The organism is Yersinia sp. Marseille-Q5920 (assembly GCF_946902935.1).
GTDB lineage: Bacteria > Pseudomonadota > Gammaproteobacteria > Enterobacterales > Enterobacteriaceae > Yersinia > Yersinia rochesterensis.
In genome coordinates this window covers 58,434-78,609 of record NZ_CAMPQA010000016.1, presented here as the reverse complement: position 1 = coordinate 78,609, position 20,176 = coordinate 58,434, and the positions used below count along the sequence as shown (strand labels likewise).

Here is a 20,176-nt window from a genome sequence, read left to right as displayed (position 1 = left end):
AAATAAAGGGTTACATCTGAGGTATCAGGCTAACAGCCTTAAGTCACGACGGGTTATATCTTATCTGACATTAGCGGAGAATATCTTGCGACACTCTCCGCTAATTTTAACGCGAACAGCACTGGATGCAGTTCTTAATCACCTCGCCAAAACCTACCGAAGTATGGTGTTGGTTTATTAGCGCTGAATTAGTGGGGATCCCTCAGCGCATTCGCGGGCTTTTATCTTCTGTTAATTATCGGCATATGTCGGTATTATCCTGAGATTAGTAATGCAAATCATTGGCGTTCCCAATCAAGGATATCCACATTCCACTTTTCAGGAGAGAAAATGCGATTACGTTTAGCTTTATTTTCATCATTACTGGCACTGACTGCTGTGCTTACCGGGTGTGATAATTCCTCTGTGACCCCTGAAGAAACATCAAAAATCACTATCGAGCACGCACAAGGTACTACTCAGGTTCCGCTTAATCCGCAAAAAGTCATCATATTGAACCCCTCGACATTGGATATTGCCGACGCTCTGAATATCAAAGTAGCCGGTGTACCCCAGACCAGCACCCATCTTCCGGCCTTTTTATCCAAATACACGGGTGCAGAATATCTGAATGCGGGCACATTATTTGAACCGGATTATGAAGCTCTTAGCCAGGCTAAACCTGACCTAATTATTGCGGGCGGTCGTGCTCAAGATACCTATGACAAACTTAGCGCTCTTGCCCCGACCATCTCACTGGATATCGATCCTAAGAATTTTACCCAAAGTCTGACTCAACGTACGGAGCAATTAGCCTCTATCTTTGGTAAAGAAGAAGAAGCGAAAACCCTGCTGGGTAAATTTACCGCTCAGATTAATGCTATCAAACAGAAATCAGCTAACGCTGGGTCTGCCATGTTAGTGATGGTCAGTGGTGGAAAAATGTCTGCTTATACACCAGGCTCGCGTTTTGGTTTTATTTTTGATGAGTTAGGATTTACGCCAGCGGCCAGTTTCACTGAAGCCGGTAATCATGGCAATGTGGTAACCTCCGAATTTATTCTTGATGCCAATCCAGAATGGCTGTTTGTCCTTGACCGCGATAATGCTATTGGCCGTACTGAAAACCAGTCAGCACAACAGGTTCTGGATAACCCACTGATTCATAAAACCAAAGCATGGCAAAATAATCACGTAATTTATCTTGATTCTGCCTCGCTCTATATTGCCGGTGGCGTGCAGAGTTATATGCAACTGATGGATAAAATCAGTTCAGTGTTGGATAAACAAGCCTCCGCGCAGTAATTCTCACTAATGAAAAATCTTAGTTTTATTGCGGGCCTGGTTATTTTACTGGGCCTAATGACATGCAGCCTGTTTATTGGTGTTGGTAATGTCACATTGGCCGAAGTCTGGTCAGATCCCGACATGCGCGATATTTTTTTGATAAGTCGCGTGCCGCGAACGCTAGCATTAGTTTTAGCCGGCAGTGCTATGAGTGTTGCTGGTCTTATTATGCAGATGCTCACTCAGAACCGATTTGTCGAACCCTCGATTGCAGGCACCACCCAGTCGGCTAGTCTCGGATTATTATTAGTCATGGTGTTTAGCCCAGCGGCTCCGGTAATGGTTAAGATGTTGGTTGCCACTGTATTCGCCATGGGCGGGACGGCACTGTTTATGCTGTTGCTGGCACGAATGAGAATGAAATCGGCGCTGATGGTGCCGCTGACCGGCATTATGCTGGGGGCGGTATTTAGCGCGGTGACAACCTTCCTGGCAATGGAGTTTGATCTGTTGCAATCATTGGGCAGTTGGGAATCGGGTGATTTCTCCGGCGTGTTGCAGGGCCGTTATGAACTGCTGTGGATCGTGGGCGCATTAACGCTGATTGCCTGCTTAATCGCTGACCGTTTTACTGTCGCCGGAATGGGGCGGGATTTTTCCGTCAATGTTGGCCTGAATTATCAGCGGGTTATGCTAATGGGGATGTCCATTATTGCCATTGTCAGTGGCGTGGTGGTGGTGGTAATTGGCGTGCTACCTTTCCTCGGATTAATTGTACCCAATATTGTCAGTATGGCGATGGGGGATAATCTGCGTCGAACCATTCCTTGGGTGGCGTTGTGTGGCGGTGGGCTGGTGGTGTTATGTGACATTATTGGTCGGTTAGTCAGTTACCCATTTGAAATACCTGCCAGCGTTATTCTGGGCGCAATTGGCGCACTCGTTTTCCTATTATTAATCGTTAGGACAAAACGTCATGCAGGCTAATGAGTATTCTTCCTCACGCTCTCTTCCTCAAGAGAACAGTAAAACATTCAGCTCGCCAGCAAAGCGGTTATTGTTATTGAGTATTATCGCCCTTGCCGCGATTATCATTTTCATGACAATTAATCTTCGGGGCAATATCCAGTATGTTCTGGTGCATCGCGGCCTTATTTTAGCCACTATGGTATTGGTCGCGTTTGCTGCCGGTATTGCCACCGTATTATTCCAAACAGTGACTAATAACCGTATTTTGACGCCGTCAGTGATGGGGCTTGAAGCGCTGTTTATCCTAATTCAAACGATGTTGATCTTTTTTGTCGATGCCAATGGGTTCAGGGTGCTAGGAATAACAGGGAAATTCCTTTGTGAGTCGGCCTTGTTGCTGCTGTTCTCGGTATTTCTGTATCGCTGGTTGCTGACCGGTGTCGGGATCAATCTTCACAAGGTATTATTGGTCGGGTTGGTTTGTGGCACTTTGTTCCGCAGTTTATCCAGCTTGATGCAGCGCCTGCTCTCCCCTGGGGAGTTTGCTATTTTGCAGGGTAGGGTATTTGCCACCTTTACGCGAGCCGCGCCGGAAATTATTGCCCTGTCTACTGGGATAATTATTATCGTGGCGATTGTCATTTGGCGTATGCGTCATTCCCTCGATATTATTGCGTTGGGTAGAAATACCGCGATTAATCTGGGGGTTGCCTACCAGAAAAGAATTACCGCTATTTTGCTGCTGGTTTCCTTGCTGGTGGCTATATCGACGGCACTGGTTGGGCCATTAACCTTTTTAGGTTTGCTCATTGCTAATCTGGCTTATCCACTGGTGGGGTCATTCCGGCATCAATATTTGCTGCCGGGGGTCTTTCTGCTGGGGGTGATTACGTTGGTCGGTGGGCAATTAATCCTCGAACGTTTATTGAACATGTCGGGAACGCTTTCCGTGGTCATTGAGTTTGTGGGTGGCGCGCTGTTTATTTATCTTTTAATAAAAAAGGCTCCGGTGTGATTGAAATAACTGATATTAATAAAAAATACCAGAGTACAACGGTACTCAATAATATAAATGAGAGCATTCCGTCTGGTGGAGTCACATCAATCATCGGGCCAAATGGTGCGGGTAAATCGACGTTATTGTCGATTATGAGCCGTTTACTGACGCCAGATCTCGGGCGTGTCCAATATAATGGGCTGGATGTTGCCACAACTTCTGGCGATAAGTTGGCGACTATCCTCTCCGTCTTACGGCAGGAAAATCATTTTACCAGCCGGCTGACAGTTGCGGATTTAGTTGGCTTTGGCCGTTACCCCTATTCGAAAGGGCGGCTCAATGAAAATGATCGCCAACATATTGATGCGGCAATGGAGTTCCTCAATTTGATGCCGCTGAAAGACCGCTATCTTGATGAACTGTCAGGTGGGCAACGGCAACGCGCCTATGTTGCCATGGTGCTGTGCCAGGATACGAAATATATCCTGTTGGATGAGCCATTAAATAATCTGGATATGAAGCATTGTGTCGCGATGATGAAGCAATTGCGGCGTGCGGCCGATGAATTGAATAAAACCATCATATTGGTCATTCATGATATCAACTTCGCCTCTGCGTATTCTGACCATATTATTGCGATGAAAGACGGCGAAGTTATCTATCGCGGTGCACCCGAAGAAATAATGCAGCCGGATATCCTGGAAGAAATTTTTGATATAAAAATCAGGATAGAAAAAGTGCAAGATCAGCATATTGCGGTTTATTACCGCTAAGGTACTGAGCGGCGATTTTTCCCTTATTCGTGGCCAGTTGTTTACCACGAATAAGGTGATTGCCACGAATCAGGTGATGATTAGATTGCGGCGTATTCTCCGGTGCCCTCTGGCCATGGTGTCAGCAGGTCATAGCCGGTTTCCGTCACAGCAATGGTGTGTTCCCACTGGGCTGAAAGGGAGCGGTCTTTGGTGACGACCGTCCAACCATCCGCCAGTACGCTGGTGGCCGCTTTACCGGTATTAATCATCGGCTCGATGGTGAAAATCATCCCCGCTTTAAGCGGCATGCCTACTCCTGGTGCCCCGTAGTGCAGGATTTGTGGCGCAGTATGATATTCCTGGCCCACACCGTGACCACAATATTCCCTTACGACAGAAAAACCAGCCCCCTCCGCCACCTGTTGAATCGCCGCCCCGATATCTCCGAGTGTTGCCCCAGGACGTACTACCTGAATCCCCGCCACCATCGATAAATAAGTGATATCCACCAGTCGTTTAGCTCTCACGGAAGGCTCACCGACAAAGTACATTCTGCTGGTGTCGCCATACCAACCATCTTTAATAATGGCGACATCAATATTCACAATATCGCCATTTTTGAGTTTTTTATCGGACGGAATTCCGTGGCAGACCACATGATTCACCGAGGTGCAAACTGTGCGCGTATAGCCGTGATAGCCAATATTGGCAGGAATAACTTTTAGTTCGTTAACAATGTAATCGTGACACAACCGGTCAATCTCATCCGTTGTGACCCCAGCAAGGACATAGGGTGTAATCATTTCCAACACTTTTGCAGCAGCTTGGCCGGCGGCACGCGCCATTTCAATTTCTGCTAGTGAGTGGATTTTTACTTCTGTCATTGTGCATTCTCTTCTTTATTAAGCTTATGGGTTTCACTCTGGATGATTCTGGCAATGTCCGCTCCACCTTGTAATTCCACCTGAACCAGTGCGCGAGCAAGTTCGTGATAGCTCAACTGAGGATAAAGCTCGGCAAGCATACCCATTTTGAGCCAGTGCTCGGCTTGTGCATTGATTGAGCGGCTCATGGCGTTACTGGCGATGCGAAGATTCTCATGCATCAAATCAGATATTTTAACAATTCCCATAAAACACCTATACGAAACATATATGTTTCGTATATTGCCATAAATAATTCTAGGTTGCCAGAGATTGATATGATCTAGGGTAGCAAGTTGAGCAAATAATATACTTGCTAAAAAAAATCAGAATTAATAGGCTAAATGATAATAGTGAAAAGTATATACCATCTGCATTTTTGCCTAATATGAGAAATACAGCCGATCCCATCGGCTCATTCCGGTAAATAATAAAAATACAGCTATCGGCGCTATCAGGTCAGGATTAGAGTTCCAACACTATTTCTGGTCAAATTTTTTATAAAAATAAGCTGTTATGAGAAAATTTGTTCTATGATCGAGAGCGCGCCCTCTGATTTTTTATTGAGGGACTGTTCATTAAGGAGAACTTTATGTCTCACATGCCATTAATTCAGCTCCCCCACACACATGGCGAAGGTTGCCTCTGTAATAGCCCGGCATTCGTGCGTATTAATACAGTATTTTCCCAGAAAGCGACCCAATCAACCCCTATCACCGCGGCCACTGTTGCGGCAGCGGTACCGGGAGCAAAACCACAAAAAAGCGATGCAACTGCCAATGCGGTGCGTGTGGTAGCTTTTATTAATGTTCGCATTTTTGATGGTATTTCAGACCACTTGCGAGACGGGCTACGAGTATTAGTCGAAGGCAACAAAATCAAATCGGTTGAACCTGCGAATACACCGCTTTCGCCGGATGTGGAGCTTATTGATGGTGGTGGCGGCGTATTGATGCCGGGGCTGATTGATGCTCACTGGCATGCGATTATGGCTCGCCCGTCGATGATGACCGCCATGACGGCGGATTTTAATTATATTCAGGCGCTGGCCATTGCTGAAGCTGATGCCACCTTGATGCGCGGTTTTACCACTGTGCGTGATATGGGCGGGCCGGTTTTTGGCTTGAAACGCGCGATTGATGAGCATGTCGCCACTGGCCCGCGAATCTTCCCATCGGGCGCATTCATCACTCAGACCGGTGGGCATGGCGATTTTCGTTTACTTGGTGAATTGCCGCACACCCCCTCAGATCCACTAAGTTACGCCGAACGTGTAGGGATGACGGCGATCGCTGACGGTGCTGATCAAGTATTGTTGCGCGCCAGAGAACAACTCATGCGAGGTGCTTCGCAGCTCAAATATATGGCCGGTGGTGGTGTCAGCTCCATGTATGACTCCATCGATGTGACTGAGGGTTCTGTAGCAGAAATCCAAGCTGCAGTCACCGCAGCTGAAAACTGGGGCACCTATGTGACCGTCCATGCCTACACCCCGCGCGCTGTTACTATGGCTATCAAAGGTGGGGTTAAATGTATTGAACATGGCCAGTTGTTGGATGAGGAAACTGTGCAGCTAATGGCCGAAAAAGGCATCTGGTGGAGCTTGCAACCTTTCCTTGATGATGAAGATGCGGTGCCAACACCAAGTCCGGCGTCACGGGCCAAACAACTTGAAATGGTGGCGGGCACGGATACTGCTTATATGTTGGCGAAAAAATACAACATTAAGACGGCATGGGGCACTGATACTCTGTTTGATGCCCGACTGGCAAGCCGGCAAGGTGCGCAATTAGCCAAACTGACCCGGTGGTACTCACCGATTGAAGTCCTCAAAATGGCAACCAGTGTTAATGCTGAACTCTGCGCCTTTTCTGGCCCCAGAAATCCTTACCCAGGAAAATTGGGCGTTGTAGAAAATGGTGCGCTGGCTGACCTGATTCTGGTCGATGGCAATCCTCTGGATGATATCCAACTCGTCGCTCAACCAGAGAAAGCATTTCGGGTCATTATGAAAGATGGGCAAATTTTCAAAAACACTTTGGAAAGCCATTCGTAGCCGCTGTTTATAGTCATAAACTTAAATTTCTGATGGGATATCGCGAGTTAATTGAGGTTGTTCAATGAATAATATGACTTCCCTCAGGAAGCAGCAGGGGCTTTTAAGTGCCATAAAACCGAATCTATGGCGTGGGCCATGGGTTCTGTTATCCGCTATCGCCCTGAGTGGCTGCTCAGGTGCCGCAGCGCCCTCATTTTCCTTGGTGGGTTCCTATTTCCCCTCCTGGATGGCTTGCGCTTTTATCGGAATAATCACGGCGGTGATTGCTCGTGTCGTATTTATTCGCGTTGGTATTGATGACGTGCTGCCCTGGCGGCTATTGGTGTATGTCTGCCTGGCGCTGGCTGTGGCATTCATCTGTTCCCTATTACTGTTTACGCGATGAATAATAAATATGAATAAACTACAGGGGAGTGGGCGCAAGCGGCAACTGGCACTCATTGTTGCTGGCGTTATCATTGTTGCCGCCGTGATTTTCGGCTGGCTGTCAGTGCGGCAGACCACACTGAATCCGTTGTCTGAGGATGCAGAGCTGGGAGCCAGTGTGGTGCATGTTGTCAGCGCGGTTCCGGGCCGTATTATCTCGATCAATGTCGAGGAAAATAGCAAAGTTCAGCGGGGCGACCTGTTGTTTACCATTGATCCGGATCTTTATCGGCTACAAGTCGAACAGGCGCAGGCCGAGTTGAAAATGGCGGAGGCCGCCCGCGATACTCAGCAACGGACTGTGGTCGCTGAGCAATCCAACGCGGCAATTACTAATGAACAAATTGTCCGAGCGCAGGCCAATCTCAAATTAGCCACTCAGACATTGGCCCGTCTGCAACCTTTGCTCCCGAAAGGCTATGTTACCGCGCAGCAGGTCGATGATGCAGCGACGGCGAAGCATGATGCCGAAGTCAGCCTAAAACAAGCATTAAAACAATCGTTTGCCGCAGAGGCTTTGGTGAGCAGTACCGCCGCCTCTGAAGCGCTGGTGGTGGCACGACGAGCAGCATTGGCGATTGCCGAACGCGAACTGGCGAATACACAAGTTCGTGCGCCCCACGATGGCCGGGTTGTCGGGTTGACTGTCTCAACAGGGGAGTTTGTTGTCCCGGATCAGGCCATTTTTACTCTCATTAATACCGAACATTGGCATGCCTCAGCATTTTTCCGCGAGACAGAATTGAAGCATATCAAAGTGGGAGATTGTGCCACTGTGTATGTGATGGCGGACAGACAGCGCGCGATTCAAGGGCGGGTCGAGGGGATTGGTTGGGGCGTGAGTTCTGAAGATATGTTGAATATCCCGCGTGGCCTGCCTTATGTGCCGAAGTCATTAAATTGGGTGCGTGTTGTCCAGCGTTTCCCAGTGAGAATCAGTCTGGAAAAACCGCCGGAGGACCTGATGCGAGTTGGGGCAACTGCCGTGGTTATCGTGCGTAATGACGACGGTTGCTGACGGTACCCTTGGCGGCATCATCCGCCAGGCAAAAGCTGATTTAGCCTATTTCCCCGGGCGGGTGGCGATGGCCTGGCGCGTTGCTGCGCTTTGTGCATTGATGACTCTGGTTGCTATGGTCTACGGCATTCCAGAATCCGCGCTCAGCTGTTATCTCATTATTTTCGTGATGAAACCGGATGGTGTAGAGAGCATGGTGATGGCTATTGCTATCACCATATTGGTATCGCTGGTCGTCGGTTTGGTATTCCTACTTATCCACTTCACGTTGGAAGCTGCACCATTGCGCATGGCGGCTTTGATTGTCAGCTCATTTTTGTTTCTCTATCTCGGCTCGGCCAGCAAACTCGGCCCGGTCGGCAGTATTATTGCGCTGGTGATTGCTTTTGTGATGACGTTGCTGAGCAATATTCCCATGGGGGAAGTGGCAACGCGGGGGCTGTTGTATGCTTGGCTAATGGCTGTTTCCCCGATGTTATTGATTATTGGCTTCAACCTTTTCTTTGGCCGGGCACCTCAGACGTTATTGCGCGCCAGCTTATCCGAGCGGCTATCTACCGTGGCGGAGGCATTGCGCGAACCTAGTGCCGCCAACCTCGCCGGTGTTGGGGATTTGCTACAAGAAGGGCAAAATGAGCATCAACAACGGGCGCTTTTTGTGCGTATTTTTCATCTGCGCCCCTCGGCTGAAGCGGCTTGGCTGGAGAACGCGGTAAAAAGCAGTTACCGGTTACTGTTGGCGACCTCGGCTTTACCTGTAGCCTCACCGAAGAATGTGCGCCTTGAACTGGCGAGCTACTGTAGTGCTGCGGCACAGGCAATTTTGGCGAGAAATGTGGTTGATATTCCTCACTTTGCTAGTGAAAGTGCCAGTGATGAAATCAAGGAAATCAGCAACGCGCTGAGAGCATTGGCGACCGGGGAGAGTGGGCAAGATTTGGATGCGCCGAAATCCTCATTCTTTGCCGCAGATGCCCTCACCAATCCTGTTCATCAGCAGTTTGCTCTGAAAACGACGGCCGCGGCGCTGATTTGCTATCTGATTTACACCGCGTTGGACTGGCAGGATATTCATACCGCCATGATCACTTGCTATGTTGCGGCGCTGGGCACCACCGGCGAGACGGTGCATAAACTGGTTTTACGGATTATTGGTTGCTTGATTGGGGCGCTGATGGGGGTGCTGTCGATTATCTTCATCATTCCCCATCTGAATGATATTGGGCAATTAATGGCGTTGGTGTTTGGCTGCATTCTATTGGCCGCTTGGGTGTCATGTGGCAGTGAGCGCATCGCGTATGCCGGTGTGCAGGTAGGATTGGCCTTCCTGCTGACGGTATTGCAAGGTTTTGGGCCGAGTACCGATCTGGGCGTGGCCCTTGATAGAGTGCTGGGTATTTTGCTGGGTAATCTGGTGGTATATGTGATTTTCACCCGATTGTGGCCGGTGGCGATTACAGATGCGGTGCGTGTCCATATCAATAATGCCTTGAAATCGCTAACCAATTTGGCTGCATTATCGCCCGATGCACGGCCTGCGGCGCTAAGAGAGGCCACCACTGTTGAGGCGGAGATTAACAGTGCGCAAGAAGAGCTGGCGCTGATCCCCTTCGAACCCGCGCAATTGCGCCCTTCGCGAGAAGAGTGTGCGCGCTTACAAGCAATACTGGCTGAAATGGGCAAGTTGTGCCCGGTGTTGTTTCTCCCCACTGAAAAATCGGCGTCCGATGTAGAACAATTGCGTCGGCTTTCGACAGGTGGCGATGCTACGGCATTATCTAATGAGCAAAAACAGAATGGCGCATCATTACGGCAAGAGTTATTACAAAAAGAGCTATTGCCAATTGATCTGACTATTCAACAACGTATAAAGCGGCTTGAGGAACTTCTGGGAATTGGATGACATGATGACGCACGTTGTATTGACGGCCCGGATAGTCAAAATAAGTTTGACTGGCTCGGTATTGAGTCTGAGCATGTTGATCGCCGGTTGTGCTACAGATCGCTTGGATCTTGCACCTGCATCTTATACCGAACCTTGGTCGCCTGATGCCAATGCTTCGGTGGGGAGCGGTAACTTTTCTGTCCCACCGAATCCGTTGGTGGCGGAATTGGCCCCGCCGCCGACCATAAAAAGTGACCGCGCTTATTCGTTACCAGAATTGATTGATATCGCCCAAAGTCAGAATCCGGATACTCGAATTGCCTGGCAACAAGCGCGGCAAGCAGCACTGGCGGTAGGAATGGGGGAGGCGATATTTTTACCTATCATTTCAGCGAGTGTGATTGGCGGCTACCAGAGTACCACCACGCCGTTACCTTACGCGATTGGCGGCGATAAGGATCTAAAAACCTCCGGCAGTGCAGTGGTTCCTGCTTTGGCATTACAGTGGCTTATCTTTGATTTTGGTCAGCGCAGCGCGCTGCTTGACGCCGCTAAACAGACTTCCTATGCCGCGAATGTGACCTTCAATGGTATGCACCAAAAGCTCATTTATGATGTCACCCGCAGTTACTTCCAATATGGCGTGGCACAAACTCAGCGCCAGATAGCAGAGCAAACACTGAAGAATAGCTTAAAAATTCAAGATGCTGCCGAGGAACGCCGTAAGAATGGGGTCGCGACGACAGTTGAAGTGGCGCTGGCGCAGCAGCAGGTTGCACAGTCTGAATTACGTCGCGTGATGGCAAAGGGCACTGAACGTGATGCTTATCAGGCATTGCTGGGCGCGATGGGCGTTTCTCCGTCATTGGATATCAAAGTCGGGTATGCCGAGGATCGTGCTTTGCCAAAGGGGATCAGCGCACCTACCGAAAAAATGATTCGGCTGGCGCTTTCCCAGCGGCCGGATGTGTTAGCCAGTTATGCGGCGGTTGAAGCCGCCAAAGCGGGTATCAAAGCAACGGAAGCTGATTTCTTGCCGAAAGTCTATCTGGCCGGGGCTGTGGCGGGGGGGGATGGGCGTTTTGATATTCAGGGCTTGCCCGGCATCAGCCAACAAACCTCATCTTCCAGTATTTTGGTCGGCGTCAGTGTCCCTCTTTATGATGGCGGAATTCGCGCGGCGCGGGTGAAAGAGGCAGAATCCCGAGCCGCAGTTGCTGCCGAAGGATTTAAGAAAACGCAGGAGTTGGCAGTGCGTGAAATCGTGGTGGCGGCAGATACATTGCGCTCTGCGCTTGAATCCAATCAGGCGGCACTCAATTTGGTGAAAACCTCCTTTATTACCTATGACGCCGCACTGGAATCTTATCGCAATGGTGTCGGCACCATAACAGTGGCTAATGAGACTGCCAATGGGTTGTTGAATGCGCAGCAAATGAGCGCTGACGCGCATGCCGCTTCTTTGGTCGCTGCCGCTAATCTGGCTTTTGTGATGGGCAAAATGACGAATACTTCAGAATCATTGGCACTGCTGCATTAGCTGCTGGAGCAGTGAGCCATGTAGATTATGGTGCCAATAAACAGGGGAGAGAATAGCGCTATGCTAATAGCATTAGGGTGATTCTCTCCCCATTTTTACTCTACTGCTCAACAGGTTGCATTAGGTTTTCTGAATAACAGGTTCAAATACAAACGGTTTTTCTGGTTGGAAATGTGATGAGACATCGCCAGTATACTGAGCCGCTTGTGGCGTATTGATCTTCAGCTTTTTCACGTCAGCAGATTTTGAAAAATCGACCTTATTAAAATCAACCCAAAATGTATTTGGCATCAATGTAGATTCAAAATAATAAATCTTATTTTTCTGGTCTGAGAGAGTTCTCCAACGGGTGGAGGAGATATTCGGTTCATCGGGTGTACTGATACCATAAGGAACGGAAACTGAACGAATAACACTCAATACGCTCGCTGTAGCCAGTTGCTTATCGGTATATTTGGGAATCGCATTAATATAAAACTGTGCTCGAACAAAACGATCACTGGAGCTATTGGTGCCCGGTAGCATGTTGGTGCCACCAATTCTTTGCCAATATGAGTTAATTGCTAATTGTTTATCATAGGTCGGTGAGTTTGTGACCACCTGATATTCCCGGTTATGGTGGATAATGAGCTTGCCATCAATATATTCAAATATGGCGCTATCACCACTGGCATCTGACAGTGTGAGATGAATGGTGCCCAGCCTTTCCTGACCAGGGACATTACTGGTTAATACGGTAATAGGATCTTTTTTAAATTCATTAACCGCTTCATCGACGGTCGCAAAATTATCAAGAACATATTGCCCCCAGGCTGCCAGTGAAATGTTAGGTTTAGCTGGGGTTGGCTCTGGGTATTGGGATTCAGCCAGCCACAGCATATTCACCACTAAGCCCTTTTCATTCATGCCGTCAGTAGTCGCAATGTTATAGGCGGCGGTGATCACGCTGCCATATTTTGATGTCCAGGTCACTGAGTTTGGCCCCGCATTCCCAGTGCGCTCCATTCCCCGTGGGAATATCCACAGATCAGAATGAAGATCTTCTTTCCAATCCATCGAGCGGGCGGTTATTACTAAATCTTCCGGCCCCAGATAAACAGCTCGGGTACAGGCTTGTGCTGCGGGAATTAGCGTGATGGTGCTGACAAAGGCCATCGCGCCTAATAGCATTTTAGATATCCGGTTTTTATTCATGCGTTACCTTTCCTATATCACAATAATCAGAATGCTTAAGTGGCAATTCGACGCTCTGGTTGATGCTCATCTGGATGTTAATAGTAGATTATCAGTTAAAGAAAGCATGATCTTGCTTTCTATACCAGGAAGAGAATATTAAAAATTCAAATTAATGTTATGTCGGATTTACGCTAGTTGTTGTCAGCTATGCTGAAGCGGTCACAGGGGAAAATTGTCAGGATGAAAGAAACACACGGTCAGGACATCTATCATGCAGACAGATCCTTCGCAAAAATATCGCCCCTTTCCACCGAGATCCAGACTTTCATAGCTTGTTTCTGCCGACAAAGTGACTGAAGTGAACAATAATGATTATATTATCTCTTCACCTATTGATACATTCATGACGTGTACAAAAACCTAAACTATATAGTTACTTAGCATGTTTTCCATTTTAGAATAAATATTAAGGGTGCTCAGCCATCATCTGGCTAGCACTCTTGTGCATATTGGCTCCGAGAAAATTAAGTTCTGCGGGGGTAGAGGACTATGCTCAAAAATTCAATGACACTCTCTTGCAATAAATTATATTTACGTTAATAGAGGTTAATTGATTCACAGTGATAATAGATTTATCTCTTATTTCTGATTCTTGTAATCAAACATCCCCGACGAATGTCACATTTCTGAAAAAATATTTGTAGGCATATTCCTACAACACACTTCCAAAGCTGTTACTTTAATTTTTATGATATTTATTAAACCCTTTTACAGTATGGGTTTACGTTTCTAATGTAAGAAAAGTCTTACACATCAATGAGATGTTATATTGATTATTTTGTTTTAATGGTTACATTTAGTTACATTTAACGCGTTGGTGTTAAGTACCTAATGTTTCTACACTGCGCCTCGGGTATTTAATTGATGTGCTTATGTGTGTGAAAAATACCTATCAGATACCGTGTTATGCCATCCTGTGAATGGGTAAGGTTATCTACGGACAATTATTTTGTTATTACATACGCCCGACGTATCGGAGGGTGTTAGATATTGTGTTCACACAAGTAGATTATTTTTACGCGTTTTATCAGGAATGGATTTCCTTAATTCTCTTCCCTAACAAGGAATGTCGATGTCTTCTTCAAGCTTCCAAAATGAAATACCCAAAGCGCGTATTAATATTAAGTTAGACCTGCATACAGGTGGCGCTCAAAAGAAAATGGAGCTGCCTTTAAAGTTGTTGGTAATGGGTGATTACAGCAACGGTCAGGAACAGCGCCCGCTGTCCGAACGTGAAAAGCTCAATATCAATAAAAACAATTTTAACAGTGTGTTAGCCGAATTCCAACCGAGCTTGCAACTGGCCGTACCTGACACGCTGGCAGGCGATAACACTGATACTGCCGTGTCTCTGACTTTCCGTGAGATGAAAGATTTCGAACCGGAAAGCGTCGCGCGTCAAATCCCGCAACTACGCGCCTTGCTGGCCATGCGCAACCTGCTGCGTGACCTGAAATCCAATCTGCTGGACAACGCCACCTTCCGTCGTGAGCTGGAAAATATCCTCAAAGACGATGCCTTGAGCGATGAACTACGCGCTGAACTGGCGGCCCTGGCCCCAAAAGACTGTTAATCGCTGGATTGGCTGCTTGCCATTAGAAAGAAGAAAAGGAACATGCTGATGTCTGTACAGGAAAACACTGCGCAGGGTACTGCCACCACCGTTTTAGAAAAGAATAACCCTGTAGCCCAAGGGGTTTACGCCTCTTTGTTTGAAAAAATCAACCTAAGCCCGGTATCTTCATTGACCGGTCTGGATGCTTTCCAGAATAACGATGCTATGGCGGATGCCACCACCGATGAGCGCGTCACCGCCGCCGTCAGTGTCTTTTTAGACTTGCTGAAGCAGTCGTCAAAAAAAGTAGAGAAGCTGGATAAAACCTTGCTGGATGGTCACATTGCAGCACTGGATGACCAAATTAGTCGTCAGTTGGATGCGGTGATGCACCACCCTGATTTCCAGCGTGTCGAGTCCACCTGGCGTGGCGTTAAATCCCTGATTGATCAAACCGATTTCCGTCAAAACGTTCGTATTGAATTACTGGATATTAGCAAAGATCATCTGGTACAGGATTTTGAAGACGCGCCTGAAATCGTGCAAAGCGGGTTATATACTCAGACTTACATTCAGGAATACGACACCCCCGGCGGCGAGCCAATTGCAGCGGCTATCTCCAACTATGAATTCGACCGCAGCCCGCAAGATATCGCCTTATTGCGCAATATCTCCAAGGTAGCGGCGGCGGCCCATATGCCGTTTATCGGTTCCGTTGGCCCCGAGTTCTTTGGCAAAGAGAACATGGAAGAAGTGGCGGCGATCAAAGATATCGCTAACTACTTTGACCGCGCCGAATACATCAAGTGGAAAGCTTTCCGCGACTCGGATGATTCCCGCTATATCGGCCTGACCATGCCGCGCGTGCTGGGGCGTTTGCCGTACGGGCCAGACACTGTGCCAGTGCGTAGCTTCAACTACGTTGAACAGGTGAAAGGGCTAGACCACGATCGCTATTTGTGGACCAATGCCTCGTTTGCCTTTGCCGCCAACATGGTGAAAAGCTTCATTAAAAATGGCTGGTGCGTACAGATCCGTGGGCCACAGGCCGGTGGTGCAGTCACCAACCTGCCAATCCACCTGTATGACTTGGGTACCGGTAATCAGGTGAAAATCCCGTCAGAAGTGATGATCCCGGAAACACGCGAATTTGAGTTTGCCAACCTGGGCTTTATCCCGCTGTCATACTACAAAAACCGTGATTACTCGTGCTTCTTCTCGGCTAACTCCGCCCAGAAACCGGCGCTGTATGACACTGCTGATGCTACCGCCAACAGCCGCATCAATGCCCGTCTGCCGTATATCTTCCTGCTGTCGCGCATTGCCCATTACCTGAAACTGATCCAGCGCGAGAACATCGGCACCACCAAAGACCGCCGTTTGCTGGAGCTGGAACTGAACAATTGGATCCGCACGCTGGTGACGGAAATGACTGATCCGGGTGATGATTTGCAGGCGTCCCATCCACTGCGTGATGCGAAAGTAACGGTCGAAGATATTGAAGACAACCCAGGTTTCTTCCGCGTCAAACTGTATGCCGTGCCACATTTCCAAGTGGAAGGCATGGATGTGAATTTGTCATTGGTTTCCCAGATGCCGAAGGCTAAGGCATAAACGGAGACACGATGAAAATTTATCGTCCGTTATGGAATGAGGGGGCATTGCTGTCCCCTCAGCAGTTCCAGCAACAGTCAGAATGGGAATCCTTCAGGAGTGCTGGAGTGGCTTCATTGGCCTCCCCATTCCCATGGGGCGTGGAAAAGGTGGATTTTGATGACAATTTACTGTCTTCCGGACTGATACAAATCCGTCACCTGCGGCTTTGGCTCCCTGACGGCACATTGGTTGACACACTCAACAGTGATTTACCCCCTGTAGCACGTGAGTTGGTGATCAACCAGATCGCGGGTCAGGAGGCGGTGACTGTCATGCTTGCCCTGCCGCTGATGCAGCCGGGAACGTCCAATGTGCAGCAGGAAGTCACTGTTTCTGAACGCCCACTGCGTTATCGCGAGGAATGGGTCACTGTTCCAGATGCTTTTGGGCCTGAAGAAGAATCGATGGCGGTGGCACGTTTTAACCTGACGATTCGTTTCCAGCATGAAAGCAACGAATCGTGGAAAACCTGTGCAATTGCGCGTCTGGTGCGTGATGGGCAGGGCGGATGGCGTCAAGACCCCCAGTTTATCCCCCCAATGGTGCTATTTTCTGCCAGCCCGATATTGCGTGAGCGTCTGGTTTTGCTGAATCGCCAGTTGCGCTCCCGCCGTCAGCGCTTGATGTCGATGCGCCGTGAGAGTAACGAACGGCTGGCCGACTTCGCAGTTGCGGATGTTTCCCTCTTCTGGTTGCTCAATGCCCTTAACTCTCACGCTCGTGTATTGACCGAATATGAGCGTTTCCCTGCTCGCCATCCTGAGCAAGTTTGGGCTGAGTTGGCGCGTCTGGCTGGGAGCATGCTGACTTTCTCGCTCGATAGCGATCTTGATGCGATACCGGGGTATGACCACGCGGAACCGGGTAATACGTTCCCACCGCTGTTTGATCTTATTAGCGGATTATTGGAAGCCAGTTTGCCATCACGGGTTATTGCTCTGGAAATGTCACGCCCTGATGAACAGACATGGAAAGCATCCTTGCATGATGTGCGCTTGCGCGAGGAAGCGGATCTGTACCTCTCTGTGCGCTCTGATATTCCAGCTTGGCAAATTGCCGAGCGATTCCCAGCGCTTTGCAAGGCGGGTTCTCCAGATGATGTGAATGAAATCTACAGTGTGGCGCTAAAAGGCATTCCGCTTATTGCGGTAAATCGCGTCCCTGCTGCGCTGCCAGTTCGTTTGGAAAATCAGTATTTTGCGCTCGATATGGAAAGTGTGGCTGCCCGAGACATGTTGGATCAAGGGGTGTGTATGTTCTATGTCCCTTCTCTTCTGGGGTCACTGGAACTTGAGTTATTTGCGGTGTTGCGCTCATGAGACAAGAAATCGATATTGACCAACTGATGACAGAAACTTGGTTGACGGTCGCCATGCTGCGACACGGAGCCACCACACCTGATGGTAAAGCGCTGTATCAGAATTGCCTAAAACAGGTTGAAACTGTTCGTGAAGCGCTGGAGAAAGCTGGCTACGACGACGCCAGCATTGAACACATTACTTATGCTCAGTGCGCCCTGCTTGATGAAACCGTGATGAGCCGTAAGCCAAAGGGTACCGAAGAGGGTGAGGAAATCACTGTCGACGACGGGCAACGAGCTTGGCGAACGGCACCCCTTCAGGCCCGTTTTTTCGGTTCCCTGCACGCCGGTGAAGCTATTTGGGATCGTATTGCTGAAGTGCTGCGGCAACCAGCACCTGTCGCAGCGGTGTTAACGTGCTATCACCGAGTGCTATCGTTGGGTTTTCAGGGATTGTACAGCGTGAAAACGGTGGATCAGGCCCAGCGGGATGAAACGCTGAAAGCCCTGTCGCCGTCGCTCCGATGCAGCTGGCACCATTGCCACAGTAGATTTGCCACTGATTGAAAACCAAAGCCCTGTAGTGCTGGTGTGTGGAGACGGGCTGGATAACCTGTTTCCAGAGCGGCCGTTGAGAAAAACCGCGCAAGGTTGCTGGCTGCGCGTCGGTGACATTAGTGCGCTCACCGAGATTGTTCGCAACATTCAGCTACAACAGCCCCGCCAACTGGGGCAACTTTCAATTATGTACAACTGTCTGCCGGACCAGCATCAGGATGAGGCGGTGCTGCGGGCATCACTGAAAGCATTGCGTCAACAGATCAAACAGTTGAGTTTGCTGACCGGCTTTCGGTTACCCGTGGTTTTAAGTTGCCAGTTCTCCGGGCCTGAAACACCGTGGAATATTGTTCGTGGGGCCGATGCTGTGGTGTGTCCAGCGAATGAAACTCTCATCCCACTACAGGAATGGCAACTCTCGGCAGATAACATCACGCTCCTCCCTATCCTGAGCCAGGCATTTACCTTTATCCGTGAAATTTTGCTTGATGAGCTAGAGAAGACTGACCGGCTTTGCCCGCCGGTGCCTCCTTTTGCGGTTGCACTGCGTACCGGTTATCCGAGAAGGGAAGACCACTCCCTTTGGGTTCAATGGCTGTATCGCCGCACCGGTCTTCAACTTGCTCAAACACCAGCGAAGTTTGAAGTTTCAGAGAGTTTTCCTGATGCGGTGCTTCCGCTGCTGTCGCCTTATGCTTTACCGGTACAGGGCGGGCAAGATTCTCGCCGTGTAGTGTGCCTTCTGATGTTATGTGCTCTGGGGGCCATTGGATTTTCTGTGGCTAATAACCGGAGCCTTATCTATCAGGTAGAGACGGATTTGCAACGCTGGCATGCGATTCCGATGACTCACTACCAGCCCAAAGCGCAGGCACTCGCCGCTCTTCAACAGGATACCCTGTTACTTGAGCGCTGGCAGCGGCAGGGGGAGCCTCTGAAATACAGTCTGGGGTTATACCCAGGGCAACGTCTGTGGTTGGCCCTTCAACAAGCCATTGATACCTACATTCCGCCGCCACCGCCTCCTACACCGGTGGAAAAGCAAACGCCAAAAACCGTCCGTCTCGACGCGTTATCGCTATTTGACACCGGCAAGTATCAACTCAAACCGGGCAGCACCAAAATGCTGGTCAGCGCGCTAATTGATATTAGGGCCAAACCCGGCTGGCTGATCGTGGTGGCTGGGCATACTGATATCACCGGTGATGCCAGCGCCAACCAGACACTTTCACTTAAACGTGCCGAAGCTCTGCGTGACTGGATGCTGTCAACCAGCGACGTCTCGCCAACTTGCTTTGCGGTACAGGGATACGGGGCGACACGCCCTATCGCGACTAATGAGTCAACGGAAGGGCGCGCGCTTAACCGTCGGGTCGAAATTAGTCTGGTACCGCAGGCCGATGCCTGTCAGGTGCCCGAAAAAAATGCCCAATAGATTTCAGGTTGCGGTTAGGCAGCAACCTGAAAGATGAAGGAAAACCGGTCGCAGGAACAAGCGACTTCATTCAGTAAGTAACAAGGAGTTAACCATGGCAATTCCAGTCTATCTGTGGCTGAAAGACGACGGCGGTGCAGACATTAAGGGTTCTGTTGATGTGCAAAGCCGTGAAGGCAGCATTGAGATCGTGGCACAGGATCATAACCTGTACATCCCAACCGATAACAATACCGGCAAACTGACCGGTACCCGTATCCATACCCCGTTCGTTTTCACCAAAGAAATCGATGCGTCCACACCGTATCTGTACAAAGCGGTGACCACCGGTCAGACGCTGAAAACCGCCGAGTTCAAATGGTACCGTATTGATGACGCTGGCCAGGAAGTTGAATATTTCAACACCAAACTGGAAAACGTCAAAGTGGTCAAAGTTGCGCCGAAAATGCACGACGTGAAAGATCCGGCGAAAGAGAAGCACAACCACCTGGAACTGGTGGAACTGCGCTACGAAAAAATCACTTGGACCTTTAAAGACGGCAACATCATTCATTCCGATTCTTGGAACGAACGCGCTACGGCGTAATAACACCCAGCA

The 20,176-nt window shown here is 49.1% G+C and carries 16 protein-coding genes and 3 pseudogenes; 16 read left to right on the top strand and 3 right to left on the bottom strand.

All coding sequences use genetic code 11. From position 1 onward, the window contains the following. The 5 genes and pseudogenes from OVO64_RS18690 to OVO64_RS18670 all read left to right on the top strand — a co-directional run. Positions 1 to 181: pseudogene (locus OVO64_RS18690) on the top strand (IS4/IS5 family transposase); the annotation flags it as partial. Positions 182 to 330: 149 nt separating this feature from the next. Beyond that, positions 331 to 1,284 carry a siderophore ABC transporter substrate-binding protein gene (locus OVO64_RS18685; RefSeq protein WP_038630676.1) on the top strand — a complete coding sequence of 318 codons (954 nt, stop codon included), beginning with the start codon at positions 331 to 333 and terminating at the stop codon, positions 1,282 to 1,284. 9 nt (positions 1,285 to 1,293) lie between these two features. Continuing rightward, positions 1,294 to 2,253, top strand: a complete 960-nt coding sequence (locus tag OVO64_RS18680) for an ABC transporter permease (protein ID WP_004392204.1) — start codon at positions 1,294 to 1,296, stop codon at positions 2,251 to 2,253. Next, positions 2,243 to 3,250, top strand: a complete 1,008-nt coding sequence (locus tag OVO64_RS18675) for an iron chelate uptake ABC transporter family permease subunit (RefSeq protein ID WP_038630680.1) — start codon at positions 2,243 to 2,245, stop codon at positions 3,248 to 3,250. Before OVO64_RS18680 ends, OVO64_RS18675 begins: the two co-directional genes overlap by 11 nt. Beyond that, positions 3,247 to 4,005: an ABC transporter ATP-binding protein gene (locus OVO64_RS18670; protein ID WP_050292395.1), complete on the top strand. Its 759-nt coding sequence runs from the start codon at positions 3,247 to 3,249 to the stop codon at positions 4,003 to 4,005. The genes OVO64_RS18675 and OVO64_RS18670 overlap by 4 nt, the downstream gene beginning before the upstream one ends. Positions 4,006 to 4,085: 80 nt before the next feature. On the opposite strand, the gene map is transcribed toward OVO64_RS18670, so the two are convergent. Then, positions 4,086 to 4,871, bottom strand: a complete 786-nt coding sequence (gene map / locus OVO64_RS18665) for a type I methionyl aminopeptidase (protein ID WP_038630686.1) — start codon at positions 4,869 to 4,871, stop codon at positions 4,086 to 4,088. Next, entirely contained in the window at positions 4,868 to 5,119 is a 252-nt protein-coding gene (locus tag OVO64_RS18660) for a ParD-like family protein (RefSeq protein WP_038630687.1), read from the bottom strand. The genes map and OVO64_RS18660 overlap by 4 nt, the downstream gene beginning before the upstream one ends. A gap of 383 nt (positions 5,120 to 5,502) precedes the next feature. Between OVO64_RS18660 and OVO64_RS18655 the strand changes: the two genes are divergently transcribed. The 5 genes from OVO64_RS18655 (at position 5,503) to OVO64_RS18635 (ending at position 11,838) form a co-directional block, all read left to right on the top strand. Further along, entirely contained in the window at positions 5,503 to 6,966 is a 1,464-nt protein-coding gene (locus OVO64_RS18655) for a metal-dependent hydrolase family protein (RefSeq protein WP_050292397.1), read from the top strand. Positions 6,967 to 7,030: 64 nt separating this feature from the next. Continuing rightward, the gene (locus OVO64_RS18650; protein WP_042562477.1) at positions 7,031 to 7,354 is read left to right on the top strand and encodes a YtcA family lipoprotein; all 324 of its coding nucleotides are present in this window, start codon (positions 7,031 to 7,033) and stop codon (positions 7,352 to 7,354) included. A 9-nt stretch (positions 7,355 to 7,363) separates the two neighbouring features. Further along, entirely contained in the window at positions 7,364 to 8,413 is a 1,050-nt protein-coding gene (gene mdtN / locus OVO64_RS18645; RefSeq protein ID WP_038630691.1) for a multidrug transporter subunit MdtN, read from the top strand. Further along, positions 8,397 to 10,316: an FUSC family protein gene (locus tag OVO64_RS18640; RefSeq protein WP_038630693.1), complete on the top strand. Its 1,920-nt coding sequence runs from the start codon at positions 8,397 to 8,399 to the stop codon at positions 10,314 to 10,316. The genes mdtN and OVO64_RS18640 overlap by 17 nt, the downstream gene beginning before the upstream one ends. Before the next feature lies 1 nt (position 10,317). Further along, complete coding sequence (locus OVO64_RS18635; RefSeq protein WP_120011465.1) at positions 10,318 to 11,838, top strand: TolC family protein; 1,521 nt, start codon at positions 10,318 to 10,320, stop codon at positions 11,836 to 11,838. Between the two features lie 120 nt (positions 11,839 to 11,958). Here the strand turns inward: OVO64_RS18635 and OVO64_RS18630 are convergent, their stop codons facing one another. Next, the gene (locus OVO64_RS18630; protein ID WP_390613887.1) at positions 11,959 to 12,993 is read right to left on the bottom strand and encodes a linear amide C-N hydrolase; all 1,035 of its coding nucleotides are present in this window, start codon (positions 12,991 to 12,993) and stop codon (positions 11,959 to 11,961) included. A 1,153-nt stretch (positions 12,994 to 14,146) separates the two neighbouring features. On the opposite strand from OVO64_RS18630, the gene tssB reads away from it, so the two are divergent. The 6 genes and pseudogenes from tssB to OVO64_RS18600 all read left to right on the top strand — a co-directional run bounded on the left by tssB (position 14,147) and on the right by OVO64_RS18600 (position 20,164). Then, positions 14,147 to 14,647 (top strand): type VI secretion system contractile sheath small subunit, encoded by a 501-nt coding sequence (tssB, locus tag OVO64_RS18625; protein WP_038630699.1) that lies wholly within the window; start codon positions 14,147 to 14,149, stop codon positions 14,645 to 14,647. A 42-nt stretch (positions 14,648 to 14,689) separates the two neighbouring features. Then, positions 14,690 to 16,243 (top strand): type VI secretion system contractile sheath large subunit, encoded by a 1,554-nt coding sequence (gene tssC / locus OVO64_RS18620; RefSeq protein WP_267248940.1) that lies wholly within the window; start codon positions 14,690 to 14,692, stop codon positions 16,241 to 16,243. Positions 16,244 to 16,254: 11 nt separating this feature from the next. Continuing rightward, on the top strand, positions 16,255 to 17,604 hold the full coding sequence (gene tssK / locus OVO64_RS18615; RefSeq protein ID WP_145510208.1) for a type VI secretion system baseplate subunit TssK: 1,350 nt from the start codon (positions 16,255 to 16,257) through the stop codon (positions 17,602 to 17,604). Continuing rightward, positions 17,601 to 18,098: pseudogene (gene tssL / locus OVO64_RS18610) on the top strand (type VI secretion system protein TssL, short form); the annotation flags it as partial. The gene tssK and the pseudogene tssL, both read left to right, overlap by 4 nt. Next, a pseudogene (locus tag OVO64_RS18605) lies at positions 18,088 to 19,578 on the top strand (OmpA family protein); the annotation flags it as partial. The pseudogenes tssL and OVO64_RS18605, both read left to right, overlap by 11 nt. Before the next feature lie 94 nt (positions 19,579 to 19,672). Continuing rightward, positions 19,673 to 20,164, top strand: coding sequence for an Hcp family type VI secretion system effector (locus OVO64_RS18600; RefSeq protein ID WP_002210014.1), 492 nt, complete (start codon positions 19,673 to 19,675; stop codon positions 20,162 to 20,164). The last annotated feature ends 12 nt before the right edge of the window (positions 20,165 to 20,176 follow it).